We start from the raw sequence: 13,109 nt of genomic DNA, 5'->3' as shown, positions 1-13,109 counted from the left end.
AGCGTCCCAGCGGCCCTCGGGGAGGGCGACGCTGCTGGGCAGCGCGGCGCGCAGGCGGCCCTCGGCGGCCGGGGCGAGCGGCAGGCCGACGGTGTCCTCGGCGGCCCCGGCGTCGCGGCGGCGCAGTACCAGGTGAGCCACCCCCGAGTGGTCGTGCGCGGCGACGTCGAAGGTCAGACCGCCCGCGGAGTCGGCGATGCAGTCGGCGCGCAGCGGGGCGGCCGGCGGGGGCTGCGACGTCATGCGGTGCGGTTCCTCCTCGGATCTCCTACTGCCTCTCCCTGTCCGGTCAGACCCGGGACCCGCACCTCTGGTTGTCCGCGTCCGATTGCGATGCGGTCACGACCGGCGGCGCCGCACCGGTCGGGGCCCGGTGCACGTGCCGCACGCCACCTGTTTCTCCCACCCGGTTAATTCACTGATTTCCTGATTTGTCGACCTACCGATCCACCGACCTCCAAGTCCCCAGACCCCGACAACTGGCCGGTACGGAAGGGCACTTGAGGGCCGGGCGCCCGGTGTCGCGGCCGTTCCGCCCCCGTACGGGGCGGTTCGATTCCGTTCGCCATGGGGCGTGACTCCCGCCGCGGATCGCCCGTTGTCTTCAGCATGAGCCGGGGACCCACCCGGACCGCGGGCCGGGACCCGGCCCGGTCACGCACCGCATCCCGAGGGAGCCACCCGTGCCGCGCATGCTCGACGTCAGCGACGACGTACGCGCCGAGATCGGCGACGAAGAAGCCGACCGCCTGCTCGCCGGGGAGTCCGCCCCGGGCAGCTACGACTGCACGTCCTGCCGCACTCCGGGCGACTGCGAGCAGGAGCGCACCAGCACCGTCCTCTTCGTCGGCGACGAGACCGCCGTGCTCGCCTTCGCCCACGCCGGCTGCCTGCCCTCCCAGGTCGTCAAGGTCACCGAGGAGCAGCTCCAGGGAGCGGTGAAGTCCATCAGCAACGACGCCGCCCGCCCGCAGCCGGAGACGGCCACCCCCGAGCAGGCCGTGCTGGGCGTGACCAGCGGGCTGGTCCTGATCGCCGACGAGCTGCACCCGGCCCTGGTGGTCGAGCCGACCGCCCCCATCGTGCGGCCGGGCACCACCGGCACCGGCGACGACTTCCTGCCGCTGCTCATCGAGCAGGGCTTCATGCCCGTCGTCGAGCTGTCCACCGTCCCCACGGTGCTGCACGGCTGGTCGGTGCTGCTCGCCATGGGCCAGCTGCACGCGGTGCTCCAGCCGGGGACGAACGGCGGCGGTCCGGTGGCCTGGTGGCAGGCGCACCAACCCCTCCAGGTCACCGACGGCTGGCGCGCGGCGGCCGGCAAGCAGCAGCAGGTGCTGATGTTCGCGGCGCCGGTCGGGACGATCGGCCGGCAGCCCCGGGAGGACCTGCTGCGCGACGCGCTGGACCGGGCGGCCGCTCACGGACAGCTGGTCGCCGCGGCGTTGCCGCTGGCAGGGACCTGATCACCGGGTGCGGCCGACCACCGTCCGGCCGCATCCCTTCCGGCTCGGGGTCGTTTGGACATACGTGCACGCATACGACTCCTCCCACCGCCACGGTGGCCCTTCGGCCACGCCGATCTACGACGCGCTCTACGCCGAGTACGTCAGGTCCTTCCGCTCGCTGCCGGGGGATCGCAGCGGCGAGGAGGAGCTGGAGTTCACCGGGTTCGGGAACATGTCCCGCGGCCGGGGCTACAGCGCCTACAGCCTGGGCGCCCACAGCTCCCGGATCGGCCAGCAGTCGCCGTGGCAGCGCGTCGGCCAGCTCGGCCCGCACGGCACCGGCACGATGCGTCACGTACCGGCCGCGCTGCCGCCGGCCCCGCGCAGGGGCGCCTGAGCGCGGGCACGGCGAGAGGGGGCGGTCCCGGCCGGGACCGCCCCCTCTCGCTGTGCACCGCTGCTTCTGCTTCTTCTACTTCTTCTTCGCGCCGCGCTTCTCGCGCACCCGCACCGAGATGTGGATCGGCGTCCCGTCGAAGCCGAACTCCTCACGCAGCCGGCGCTCGATGAAGCGCCGGTAGCCCGCCTCGATGAAGCCGGAGGCGAAGAGCACGAACCGCGGCGGCTTGGTGCCCGCCTGGGTGCCGAACAGGATGCGCGGCTGCTTGCCGCCCCGCACCGGGTGCGGGTGGGCGGCGACCAGCTCGCCGAGGAAGGCGTTCAGCCGGCCCGTCGGGACGCGGGTCTCCCAGCCGGCCAGGGCCGTCTCGATCGCCGGGACCAGCTTCTCCATGTGCCGGCCGGTCTGCGCCGAGACGTTCACCCGGGGCGCCCACGCCACCTGGCCGAGCTCGGTCTCGATCTCCCGCTCCAGGTAGTAGCGGCGCTCCTCGTCGAGGGTGTCCCACTTGTTGTAGGCGACGACGATCGCGCGGCCGGCCTCGACGGCCATGGTGACGATCCGCTGGTCCTGCACCGAGATCGACTCGGAGGCGTCGATGAGGATCACGGCCACCTCCGCCTTCTCGACGGCGGCCGCGGTGCGCAGCGAGGCGTAGTAGTCGGCGCCCTGCTGGAGGTGGACACGCTTGCGGATGCCCGCCGTGTCGACGAACTTCCAGGTCACGCCGCCCAGCTCGATCAGCTCGTCGACCGGGTCGCGGGTGGTGCCGGCGAGTTCGTTGACGACGACGCGCTCCTCGCCCGCCACCTTGTTCAGCAGGGAGGACTTGCCGACGTTGGGGCGGCCGATCAGGGCGATGCGGCGCGGGCCGCCGACGGCCGTGCCGAAGGTCTGCGCCGGGGCCTCGGGCAGGGCCTCCAGGACCTTGTCCAGCATGTCGCCGGTGCCGCGGCCGTGCAGCGCGGACACCGGGTGGGGCTCGCCCAGGCCCAGCGACCACAGGTAGGAGGCGTCGGCCTCGCCGCTCGGGCCGTCCACCTTGTTGGCGCACAGCACGACGGGCTTGCCGGCCTTGCGCAGCAGCCGTACGACGGCCTCGTCGGTGTCGGTGGCGCCGACCTTGGCGTCCACGACGAAGACGACCGCGTCGGACGCCTCGATGGCGTACTCGGCCTGGGCGGCGACGGAGGCGTCGATGCCGAGGACGTCCTGCTCCCAGCCGCCGGTGTCGACGACCTTGAAGCGGCGGCCCGCCCACTCGGCCTCGTAGGTGACGCGGTCGCGGGTGACGCCGGGCTTGTCCTCGACGACCGCCTCGCGGCGGCCGATGATGCGGTTCACCAGGGTCGACTTGCCGACATTGGGGCGGCCGATGACGGCGAGGACGGGGAGCGGGCCGTGCCCGGCCTCCTCGATGGCGCCCTCGACCTCCTCCAGGTCGAAGCCCTCTTCCGCGGCGAGCTCCATGAACTGCGCGTATTCGGCGTCGCCAAGCGCCCCGTGGTCGTGCTCCTCGCCCGAACCCTCGGAGTGGATGTCGTCGTTCATGAAGTCCGTACCTCGTTCATCGTGGTGATCGGTGGAACACCCCTGTACCGGGTGATCCACTACTCAAGTGTCGCCTAGCGGCCGGTGAGCCGCCTGGCGTTTTCCAGGTGCGCGGTGAGCTGCTTCTGGATGCGTTCGGTCGCCTCGTCCAGCGCCTTGCGGGTGCGCCGTCCGCTGCTGTCGCCCGCGTCGAAGGGGTCGCCGAAGACGACGTCGACGCGCGAGCGCAGAGGCGGCAGCGCCTTTATCAACCGCCCGGGTCTCTCGGAACTTCCCAGGACGGCGACCGGGACGATCGGGGCACCGCCGCGGACGGCGAAGTAGGCGAGGCCGGCGCGCAGCGAGGCGAAGTCGCCCTCGCCGCGGGTGCCCTCCGGGAAGATGCCGAGCACGCCGCCGTTCTCCAGCACGCCGAGCGCCCGGCCTATGGCGGTGCGGTCGGTGGACGTGCGGTCCACCTGGACCTGGCCGATGCCGGTCAGGAACTGTCCGAGCGGGCCGACGAACGCCTCCTTCTTGATCAGGAAGTGCGTCGGCCGGGGCGCCACGCCCATGACCATGGGGCCGTCGATGTTGTGCGCGTGGTTGACGGCGAAGATCAGCGGGCCGGTCGTAGGCACCCGCCAGGCGCCGAGCACGCGCGGCTTCCACAGGCCGTACATCAGGCCGACGCCGATGCGCCGCCCGACCTCGGCGCCCTTCTCGGAGGGGACGGAGGGTGAGGTCACTTACCCGCCCGCTTCTCCTCGACGAGGGTGACGACGCACTCGATGACCTGCGGGAGGGTGAGGTCCGTGGTGTCCACCTCGACCGCGTCGTCCGCCTTGGCGAGCGGCGAGGTCTTCCGGCTGGAGTCGGCCGCGTCCCGCTTGATCAGGGCCTCGCGGGTGGTCTGCACGTCGGCGCCCTTGAGCTCGCCGCTGCGGCGTGCGGCGCGGGCCTCCGGGGAGGCGGTCAGGAAGATCTTGAGGTCGGCGTCGGGCAGCACGGTCGTGCCGATGTCGCGGCCCTCGACGACGATGCCCCCCTCGGCGGCGGCGGCGATGGTGCGCTGGAGCTCGGTGATCCGGGTCCGCACCTCGGGGACGGCGCTGACCGCGCTCACCTTGGAGGTGACCTCCTGGGTGCGGATCGGGCCGGACACGTCCACACCGTCGACGGCGATGGCCGGGGCCGACGGGTCGGTGCCGGACACGATCTCGGGCTTGCCGGCCGCGGCCGCGACGGCGTGCGGGTCGGCTATGTCGATGCCGTTGGTCACCATCCACCACGTGATCGCCCGGTACTGGGCGCCGGTGTCCAGGTAGCTCAGGCCGAGCTGCGCGGCGACGGCCTTCGACGTGCTCGACTTGCCCGTGCCGGAGGGGCCGTCGATGGCGACAATCACGGCCGGGGCGGTCGGGGCGGCGCCGTTTTCCACGGGGGGACACCTTCCTGGTGCGGTGCGGTGAGTGGTGTGCGGGACGCGAGCGCGTCCCGCACAAGGTTACTGGGTCCGCGGAGCCCCTCCGACAGGCGGACGAGCGCGCGGGCCCGGGCCTCACTGCCGGATCGCCCAGCCCCGTTCCTTCAGGGCCGCCGTCAGCACGGGGGCGGCCTTCGGCTCCACCATCAGCTGCATCAGGCCGGCCTGCTGTCCGGTGGCGTGCTCGATGCGCACGTCCTCGATGTTGACGCCGGCCCGTTCCGCGTCGGCGAAGATGCGGGCGAGCTGTCCCGGCTGGTCGTCGATGAGGACGACCACGGTCTCGTAGACGCGCGGCGCGGAGCCGTGCTTGCCGGGGACGCGGACCTGGCCGGCGTTGCCGCGCCGCAGGACGGCCTCGATACCGGCGCTGCCCTCGCGGCGCTTGTCGTCGTCGGACGACTGGAGGGAGCGCAGGGCCCGCACCGTCTCCTCCAGGTCGGCGGCGACGTCGCCGAGCAGGTCGGCGACGGGGCCCGGGTTGGCGGAGAGGATGTCGATCCACATCCGGGGGTCGGACGCGGCGATCCGGGTCACGTCGCGGATGCCCTGCCCGCACAGCCGTACGGCGGCCTCCTCGGCGTGCTCCAGGCGGGCGGCGACCATGCTGGAGACCAGGTGGGGCATGTGGGAGACGAGCGCCACGGCACGGTCGTGGGCGTCGGCGTCCATCACGACCGGCACGGCCCGGCAGTGCGAGACCAGCTCCAGGGCGAGGTTCAGCACCTCGGTGTCGGTGTCCCGGGTCGGGGTGAGCACCCAGGGGCGGCCCTCGAAGAGGTCGCCGGTGGCGGCCAGCGGGCCGGACTTCTCGCGGCCGGACATGGGGTGGGTGCCGATGTACGCGGAGAGGTCGAGCCCGCGTGCCTCCAGTTCGCGCCGGGGGCCGCCCTTGACGCTGGCCACGTCGATGTAGCCGCGGGCGAGCCCGCGCTCCATGGCGTCGGCGAGCACGTCGGCGACCAGGGCGGGCGGGGCGGCGACGATCGCGAGGTCGACGGGCCCCTCGGGGGCCTCGTCGGTGCCGGCGCCGAGCGCGGCGGCGGTGCGGGCCTGCTCGGGGTCGTGGTCGGCGAGGTGCACGGTGACGCCCCGCGCGGCCAGGGCGAGGGCGGCGGAGGTGCCGATGAGGCCGGTGCCGATGACGAGGGCGGTTCTCACTGGGCGATGTCCTTGCGCAGGGCCGCGGCGGCGCCGAGGTAGACGTGGGCGATGTCGGCGCGGGGCCGGTCGGACTCGATGTGGGCGAGGACGCGGACGACGCGGGGCATGGCGCCCTCGATGTCCAGTTCCTGGGCGCAGATCAGCGGGACGTCGGTGATGCCGAGCTTGCGGGCAGCCGCGGCCGGGAAGTCGCTGTGCAGGTCGGGTGTGGCCGTGAACCAGATGCTGATCAGGTCGTCGCCGGTGAGCCCGTTGCGTTCCAGGACGGCGGTCAGCAGCGCCGCGACCCGCTCGTCCATGTGCCCGGCTTCGTCCCGTTCCAGTTGGACGGCGCCCCGGACCGCTCGTACCGCCACGGCGATGCTCCTTGCTGACGTGCGTTTCGTCTCTTGGTTCGGCTCTTGGTCCGTCCAGCGTAGTCAGCCCGCGCGGGGCCGGGGCACGGCGCCCGCCTCCTGAGACGCTGATTCCGGCCCTGCCCTCACCCCTCCTCACGCCCGGAGCGACGCCATGACGCACAGTCCCACCCGCCGTACAGTCCTTCTCTGCACGGGCGCGGCGACGCTCGCCGTGAGCTGCGGCGGCGGGGGCGGTGACGGCGGCTCCTCGGCCGCCTCGCCGGGGCGGGAGCTGGCGGCGAGGGACGACATCCCGGTGGGCGGCGGCAAGGTCTTCGACGCCGAGAAGGTCGTGGTGACCCAGCCGGAGCAGGGCGACTTCAAGGCCTTCTCCGCGGTCTGCACCCACCAGGGCTGCATCGTGTCGGACGTGCGCGACGGCACCATCCTCTGCGCCTGCCACGGCAGCAGGTTCGCCATCACCGACGGCGCGGTGGAGCAGGGCCCGGCGACGAAGCCGCTGCCGGAGAAGCGGATCACGGTGGAGGGAAATTCGGTCCGCCTGGCCTGAGGGGCCGACGTACGCTCCCGGGCATGCATCCCGAGACCCTGGTACGCGACCACACGATCTACGCCTGTGTCATGGGTTCGCGCGCCTTCGGTCTGGCGACGGCGGACAGCGACACGGACCGCCGGGGCGTCTTCCTCGCCCCGACCCCGCTGTTCTGGCGCTTCGAGAAGCCGCCGACCCATGTCGAGGGGCCGGCCGAGGAGCAGTTCAGCTGGGAGCTGGAACGCTTCTGCGAGCTGGCGCTGCGCGCGAACCCGAACATCCTGGAGTGCCTGCACTCCCCGCTCGTGGAGCACGCCGACGCCACGGGCCGCGAACTGCTCGCGCTGCAAGGGGCGTTCCTCTCCCGCCGGGCACACACGACCTTCACCAGGTACGCCCACGGCCAGCGCCGCAGGCTGGACGCCGACATGCGCACCCAGGGCGCCCCGCGCTGGAAACACGCGATGCACCTGCTCCGCCTGTTGACGTCCGCCCGCGACCTGCTGCGCACGGGCGCCCTGACGATCGACGTCGGCGACCACCGGGACTCACTCCTCGCCGTGAAGCGCGGCGAGGTGCCGTGGCCGGAGGTGGACGCCCGGATGACCCGCCTGGTGGAGGAGAGCGAACGGGCCGTCCGCGGCAGCCCGCTCCCCGAGGAACCGGACCGGCGCCGCGTGGAGGACTTCCTCGTCCGCACCCGACAGGCCTCGGCGCGGCAGGACGCCGGGCGGGACACGCCCTAGGCGTCCCAGAGCCGGCCGAGGTCCAGCAGGCCGTCCCGGTACTCGATGCGGTCGGCCCATGCGGCCGGCCACGCGTCGGCGCCCAGGTGGGCACCGGCGAAGGCGCCCGCGAGGCAGGCGATGGAGTCGGAGTCGCCTGAGGTGCAGGCGCCGCGGCGCAGGGCGGTCAGCGGCTCGTCGACGAACAGCAGGAAGCAGAGCAGCCCGGCCGCCATGGCCTCCTCGGCGATCCAGCCCTCGCCGACCGCGAGGCACGGGTCGGTCTCCGGGGAGACGGTGCGCACCGCGTGCTGGAGCCGGTCGAGTATCGCCAGGCACTCGTCCCAGCCGCGGGCGATGAAGTGCTCGGGCGTGGGGTCCTGGGAGCGGGTCCACAGGTCGCCGAGCCAGCGCTCGCGGTAACGGGTGCGGTTGTCGTAGGCGTACGAGCGCAGCAGCCCGACCAGCCCGGTCGGTTCGGCGCCCTCGGCGAGCAGCCGTACGGCGTGCGCGGTGAGGTCGGAGGCGGCGAGCGCGGTGGGGTGGCCGTGGGTGAGCGCGGACTGCAACTGGGCGGCGCCTGCGCGCTGTTCGTCGCTGAGGCCGGGGACGAGTCCGACGGGGGCGACGCGCATGTTGGCGCCGCAGCCCTTGGAGTGGATCTGGCTGGCGTCCTGCCAGGGGCCCTCGGGCCGCTGCTCCAGGAGGTCGCAGGCGGTGAGGCAGGTGTTGCCGGGGGCCCGGTTGTTCTCCGGCGAGCGGTTCCAGGCGATGAACTCCCGCCGTACGGGCTCGGCCATCCCCTCCGGCGTCAGGCTCCCGCGGTCCATGGCCGTGCGCAGCCCCCGCCCCAGGGCCAGCGTCATCTGGGTGTCGTCGGTGACGATCGCGGGCCGGGGCAGCTCCATCTCCCGCCAGGGTCCGCACTTGGCGAGGATCGACGGGACGTCGTTGAACTCGGTGGGGAAGCCCAGCGCGTCCCCGAGGGCGAGTCCGGTGAGCGCCCCGGTGGCGGCGCGCTTGGTGACGGTGGTCGTGGTCATGCGGGGCGTCCTTCCCGAGGGGTGCGGAGCAGGGGCGGGTGCAGGGCGGTGGCCGGACCGGCGCGGTAGAGGGCGGCCGGTTTGCCGCGGCCGCCGGTGAGGCGGGCGGCACCGGGGACGGCCTCCACGAAGCCCGGCGTGGCGAGTACCTTGCGCCGGAAGTTGGGCCGGTCCAGCGCGGTCCCCCACACCGTCTCGTAGACCTGCTGGAGCTCGCCGAGGGTGAACTCGGCCGGGCAGAAGGCGGTGGCCAGGCAGCTGTACTCCAGCTTGGCGCCGACGCGTTCCCGGGCGTCGGCCAGGATCCGGTCGTGGTCGAAGGCGAGGCCCTGCGCCTTGTCGTACGGGACCCAGCGGGCCTCGGCGGCGTCGGTGCCGGCGTGCGGTTCGGGCGGGTCGGGCAGCAGCGCCGTGAACGCGACGGACACGACCCGCATCCGGGGATCCCGGCCGGGCTCGCTGTAGGTCCGCAGCTGATCCAGGTGCAGCCCGGTCACGTCCGCCAGGCCGGTTTCCTCGGCCAGCTCGCGCCGGGCGGCCGTCTCGGCCGACTCGTCCGGCAGCAGGAAACCGCCGGGCAGCGCCCAGCGGCCGGCGTACGGCTCCTGCCCCCGCTCGACCAGCAGCACGTGCAGCGCGCCCGCGCGGAGCGTGAGGACGGCGAGATCGACGGTGACGGCGAAGGGCTCGTAGGCGTGCTTGTCGTAGCCGAGCACGGGCGGCCACCCCCTTAATAGTCACTCCGACTATAAAAGGGGGTGGCCGCCCGTCACAACCCTGTGGGCCTTCCGGCTTCTAGAGGTCGACCTCCTGCATCAGCATCCCGACCTCCGTGTTGGACAGCCGGCGCAGCCAGCCCGACTTCTGGTCGCCCAGGGTGATCGGGCCGAAGGCGGTGCGCACGAGCTTGTCGACCGGGAAACCGGCCTCGGCCAGCATGCGGCGGACGATGTGCTTGCGGCCCTCGTGGAGGGTGACCTCGACCAGGTAGTTCTTGCCGGTCTGCTCGACGACCCGGAAGTGGTCCGCGCGCGCGTACCCGTCCTCCAGCTGGATGCCGTCCTTCAGACGCTTGCCCAGGTCGCGCGGGATCGGGCCCACGATGTGCGCGAGGTAGGTCTTCTTCACGCCGTACTTCGGGTGGGTCAGGCGGTGCGCCAGCTCGCCGTGGTTGGTGAGCAGGATGACGCCCTCGGTCTCGGTGTCGAGCCGGCCGACGTGGAAGAGGCGGGTCTCGCGGTTGGTGACGTAGTCACCGAGGCACTGCCGGCCCTCCGGGTCCTCCATGGTGGAGACGACACCGGCGGGCTTGTTCAGCGAGAAGAACTGGTACGACTGCGTCGCGACGGTCAGGCCGTCGACCTTGACCTCGTCCTTCTCCGGGTCGACCCGCTTGCCCTGCTCCAGGACGATCTCGCCGTTGACCTCGACGCGCGCCTGCTCGATCAGTTCCTCGCAGGCGCGCCGCGAGCCGTAGCCCGCGCGCGCGAGGACCTTCTGGAGCCGCTCGCCCTCCTGCTCGGCGCCCGGGAAGGTCTTGGGCAGCTTGACGTCCTTCTTGCCCGCGTAGCGCTCGCGGTTGCGCTCCTCGGCCCGCGTCTCGTACTCGCGGGACGTGGCCGGGGCGCTGCGGCCCCGCTGCTGGGGCCGCTTCGGGCCGCCCTTGGCGCCACCGCGGGCCGAGGGGCCGCGGCCCGACTTCGGACCGTCCTGGGTGGCGCCGGGACCGACGTCGTAGCGCCGCTCCTCGGGGCGGGGCTTCTTCGGCCGGCCCGCCGGCTTGTCGTCGCGGTTGTTGCCGGCGCCGCGGTAGTTGCCGCGACCGCCACCACTGCTCCCGCCGCGGCCGCCGCTGTTGCCACCACGGCTCCCGCCGTTGTTTCCGCTGCTGTTCCTGCCGCTGCTGCTTCGCATCAAGTTTCCGTCTTGTCGTCTGCGTCCCCGGAATCGGTGTCCGGGGCGTCCGGATCGAACGACGGGACCCCTTCCAGCGTCTCGGCCTCGATCGCCGCCGCCTCGGGGAGGAAGGGCGCGAGCTCCGGGAGCTCGTCCAGGCCGCGCAGGCCCATCCGCTCCAGGAAGTAGTTCGTCGTCACGTACAGGATCGCACCTGTTTCGGGTTCCGTGCCCGCCTCCTCGACCAGACCCCGCTGGAGGAGGGTGCGCATCACGCCGTCGCAGTTCACGCCGCGCACCGCGGAGACGCGGCTGCGGCTGACCGGCTGGCGGTAGGCGACGACGGCCAGGGTCTCCAGGGCGGCCTGGGTGAGGCGGGCGTGCTGGCCGTCCAGGACGAAGCCCTCGACGGCCGCGGCGTACTCGGGGCGCGTGTAGAAGCGCCAGCCGCCCGCGACGAGCCGGAGCTCGAAGCCGCGGCCCTGGACGGTGTACTCGTCGGCCAGCTCGCGCAGGGCGTCCGCGATCTGCCGCCGGGGCCGCTGGAGGACCTTCGCGAGGTGCTCCTCGGTCGCGGGTTCGTCGACGACCATGAGGACGGCTTCGAGGGCGGGCCTGAGGTCGAGGCCGGCAACGGCCTCCGTGCTCTGCTCACTCACGCCTGCTGCTCCTCCGCGGTCTTCTCGTTCTCCTCGGGCCCCCGGTCGAACTCGTCGGTCACCACCGGCCCGGCCTCCCCGTCCCCGCCGGTCCAGCGCACCAGCAGATCGCCGAGCGCGGTCTCCTGGTCCAGCGCGACGGCCTTCTCGCGGTACAGCTCCAGGAGGGCCAGAAAGCGGGCCACGACGGTCAGGGTGTCCTCGGTGTCGTCCACGAGGACCCGGAAGCTGGCCTCGCCCAGCACCCGCAGCCGGGCCACGACGACCTGGGCCTGCTCCTGCACGCTGACCAGGGGCGCGTGGATGTGCTCGACGTAGACCTGCGGCTTGGGCTTGGGCTGCATCGCCTTCACGGCGAGCTTGGCGAACCCCTCGGGGCCGATGCTGATGACGACCTCGGGCAGCAGCTCGGCGTGGTGGGGCTCCAGGCCGACGGTACGGGGGTAGCGGCGGGCCTCGGCCTCCAGCCGCTCGTTGAAGATCTCCGCGATCTGCTTGTACGCGCGGTACTGGAGGAGCCGCGCGAAGAGCAGGTCGCGGGCCTCCAGCAGCGCGAGGTCGGCCTCGTCCTCCACCTCGGCGGCGGGCAGCAGCCGGGCCGCCTTGAGGTCGAGCAGGGTGGCGGCGACCACGAGGAACTCGGTCGTCTCGTCGAGGTCCCAGTCCGCTCCCCGCGCCCGGATATGGGCCATGAACTCATCGGTCACCTTGGACAGCGCGACCTCGGTGACGTCCATCTTGTGCTTGGAGATCAGCTGGAGCAGCAGATCGAAGGGCCCCTCAAAATTGACAAGCCGCACCTTGAAGACACCGTCGGCGACATCCTCGGGGGCGGCCTGGGGCAGGCCGTGGGACGCCGCTCCGTGGACCGACGGCTCGGGCCCGCCTCCCGGCGGGGCCGCCTGAGCCGCGTGGCCGGGCTCCAGGGGCTCCGGTGACGGGCTCGCTTGCTCCCCGGGGCCGTCCCCCGGCCCCGGGCCCTCCGGCGCGGCGCCGGACGTTCCCGGCTCGGCGTCCGGTCGCACCTCTGGCGCGGCCTCGGGTGCCGCCCGCACGATCCCGGAGGGCGGCGCGGCGGCGAACGCCCGCGCTCCGGCCTCCGGCCCGGCTTCCGGGCGGGACGTCGCCCCGCCCGGCGGCGCGGCCCCTGGGGCGTCCTGTGGCGGACGACCGCGGTATGTGGGCCCGTACTCCGGCCCGGCCGCCTCGGGGCGGGCACGCGTCGGGGCTTCCGGGTCGTCCGGCGTGGTGGCCTCCCGGCCGGCGGGTCCCGCATCGGGCTCCGTCGCCGCACCGGTGGCCTCAGGGGCCGGCCCCGCCGCGGGCTGCGCCTGCGCGGGCTCCGTGCCGGGTGTCGCCCCCTCGGGCTCGGTCCCGGCGGAGACCGGCCGCTCGGTGACCGGCGTCGGCTCTTCGGGCTCGGCTCCGGCGGGAATGGGCGGCTCGGTGGCCGGCGTCGTCTCCTCGGCAGGCGCGGTCGGCCGGGGGAGCGTCGGGCCCCTTCCCAGGGGGCGGCGACGGGCGGCAGGGGTGCCGGGGCGGGGAGGGTCGTTCGAGGTCATGGCCCCCGCAGGCTACCGCTACCGCCCGCGCAGCCGCCGTACGAGGATGCTGGCGTCCCCGCGGCTCTCCAGGTCGGCGAGGACCACGGCGACCGCCTCGCGGACGATCCGGCCGCGGTCGACGGCGAGCCCGTGCTCGCCGCGGAGCACCAGCCGGGCGTGCTCCAGGTCCATCAGCTCCTCGGCGGAGACGTACACGGTGATCTTCTCGTCGTGCCGCTCACGGCCGCTGGGGCGCCGCGAGGCGGCCCGGCCGCGCTTGCGGGGCTGGGCCGCGGCAGAACCTTCCTGCGCGTCGGCCCCGG

14 protein-coding genes and 2 pseudogenes are annotated in these 13,109 nt (G+C 73.4%); 4 read left to right on the top strand and 12 right to left on the bottom strand.

Going from position 1 to position 13,109, the window contains the following annotated elements:
* Positions 1–243 (bottom strand): annotated as a pseudogene (locus GTW67_RS26715) (hypothetical protein); the annotation flags it as partial.
* Between the two features lie 440 nt (positions 244–683).
* On the opposite strand from GTW67_RS26715, the gene GTW67_RS26710 reads away from it, so the two are divergent.
* On the top strand, positions 684–1,466 hold the full coding sequence (locus tag GTW67_RS26710; protein WP_161167338.1) for a DUF8842 C-terminal domain-containing protein: 783 nt from the start codon (positions 684–686) through the stop codon (positions 1,464–1,466).
* Between the two features lie 64 nt (positions 1,467–1,530).
* A complete protein-coding gene (locus tag GTW67_RS26705; RefSeq protein ID WP_161167337.1) occupies positions 1,531–1,845 on the top strand; it encodes a hypothetical protein in 315 nt (104 codons plus the stop codon).
* Positions 1,846–1,920: 75 nt separating this feature from the next.
* Here the strand turns inward: GTW67_RS26705 and der are convergent, their stop codons facing one another.
* The 5 genes from der to aroH all read right to left on the bottom strand — a co-directional run bounded on the left by der (position 1,921) and on the right by aroH (position 6,384).
* Positions 1,921–3,399 (bottom strand): ribosome biogenesis GTPase Der, encoded by a 1,479-nt coding sequence (der, locus tag GTW67_RS26700; RefSeq protein WP_161167336.1) that lies wholly within the window; start codon positions 3,397–3,399, stop codon positions 1,921–1,923.
* A gap of 74 nt (positions 3,400–3,473) precedes the next feature.
* The gene (locus GTW67_RS26695) at positions 3,474–4,061 is read right to left on the bottom strand and encodes a lysophospholipid acyltransferase family protein (protein ID WP_161167340.1); all 588 of its coding nucleotides are present in this window, start codon (positions 4,059–4,061) and stop codon (positions 3,474–3,476) included.
* A 62-nt stretch (positions 4,062–4,123) separates the two neighbouring features.
* Positions 4,124–4,819 carry a (d)CMP kinase gene (gene cmk, locus GTW67_RS26690; RefSeq protein ID WP_161167335.1) on the bottom strand — a complete coding sequence of 232 codons (696 nt, stop codon included), beginning with the start codon at positions 4,817–4,819 and terminating at the stop codon, positions 4,124–4,126.
* A gap of 120 nt (positions 4,820–4,939) precedes the next feature.
* Positions 4,940–6,025 carry a prephenate dehydrogenase gene (locus tag GTW67_RS26685; protein WP_161167334.1) on the bottom strand — a complete coding sequence of 362 codons (1,086 nt, stop codon included), beginning with the start codon at positions 6,023–6,025 and terminating at the stop codon, positions 4,940–4,942.
* The gene (aroH, locus tag GTW67_RS26680; protein WP_161167333.1) at positions 6,022–6,384 is read right to left on the bottom strand and encodes a chorismate mutase; all 363 of its coding nucleotides are present in this window, start codon (positions 6,382–6,384) and stop codon (positions 6,022–6,024) included. The genes GTW67_RS26685 and aroH overlap by 4 nt, the downstream gene beginning before the upstream one ends.
* A 154-nt stretch (positions 6,385–6,538) precedes the next feature.
* Here aroH and GTW67_RS26675 point away from each other — a divergent pair, with 154 nt between their 5' ends.
* Both GTW67_RS26675 and GTW67_RS26670 read left to right on the top strand, forming a co-directional pair.
* The gene (locus tag GTW67_RS26675; RefSeq protein ID WP_161167332.1) at positions 6,539–6,937 is read left to right on the top strand and encodes a Rieske (2Fe-2S) protein; all 399 of its coding nucleotides are present in this window, start codon (positions 6,539–6,541) and stop codon (positions 6,935–6,937) included.
* A 23-nt stretch (positions 6,938–6,960) separates the two neighbouring features.
* Entirely contained in the window at positions 6,961–7,665 is a 705-nt protein-coding gene (locus GTW67_RS26670) for a nucleotidyltransferase domain-containing protein (RefSeq protein WP_161167331.1), read from the top strand.
* Here GTW67_RS26670 and GTW67_RS26665 read toward each other — a convergent pair.
* From GTW67_RS26665 to GTW67_RS26640, 6 genes and pseudogenes are all read right to left on the bottom strand, one after another.
* Positions 7,662–8,687, bottom strand: coding sequence for an ADP-ribosylglycohydrolase family protein (locus GTW67_RS26665; protein ID WP_161167330.1), 1,026 nt, complete (start codon positions 8,685–8,687; stop codon positions 7,662–7,664). The genes GTW67_RS26670 and GTW67_RS26665 overlap by 4 nt on opposite strands.
* Positions 8,684–9,403 (bottom strand): NUDIX domain-containing protein, encoded by a 720-nt coding sequence (locus GTW67_RS38225; protein WP_161167329.1) that lies wholly within the window; start codon positions 9,401–9,403, stop codon positions 8,684–8,686. Before GTW67_RS38225 ends, GTW67_RS26665 begins: the two co-directional genes overlap by 4 nt.
* A gap of 79 nt (positions 9,404–9,482) precedes the next feature.
* On the bottom strand, positions 9,483–10,601 hold the full coding sequence (locus tag GTW67_RS26655; RefSeq protein WP_161167328.1) for a pseudouridine synthase: 1,119 nt from the start codon (positions 10,599–10,601) through the stop codon (positions 9,483–9,485).
* Positions 10,601–11,176 carry an SMC-Scp complex subunit ScpB gene (gene scpB / locus GTW67_RS26650; protein WP_237519043.1) on the bottom strand — a complete coding sequence of 192 codons (576 nt, stop codon included), beginning with the start codon at positions 11,174–11,176 and terminating at the stop codon, positions 10,601–10,603. The genes GTW67_RS26655 and scpB overlap by 1 nt, the downstream gene beginning before the upstream one ends.
* A gap of 62 nt (positions 11,177–11,238) precedes the next feature.
* Positions 11,239–12,804, bottom strand: coding sequence for a segregation and condensation protein A (locus GTW67_RS26645; RefSeq protein WP_202437734.1), 1,566 nt, complete (start codon positions 12,802–12,804; stop codon positions 11,239–11,241).
* 18 nt (positions 12,805–12,822) lie between these two features.
* Positions 12,823–13,109: pseudogene (locus tag GTW67_RS26640) on the bottom strand (hypothetical protein); the annotation flags it as partial.

Source organism: Streptomyces sp. SID5910 (assembly GCF_009862125.1).
In the GTDB taxonomy this organism is placed as follows: domain Bacteria; phylum Actinomycetota; class Actinomycetes; order Streptomycetales; family Streptomycetaceae; genus Streptomyces.
This window is presented reverse-complemented; position numbering and strand designations above follow the sequence as displayed.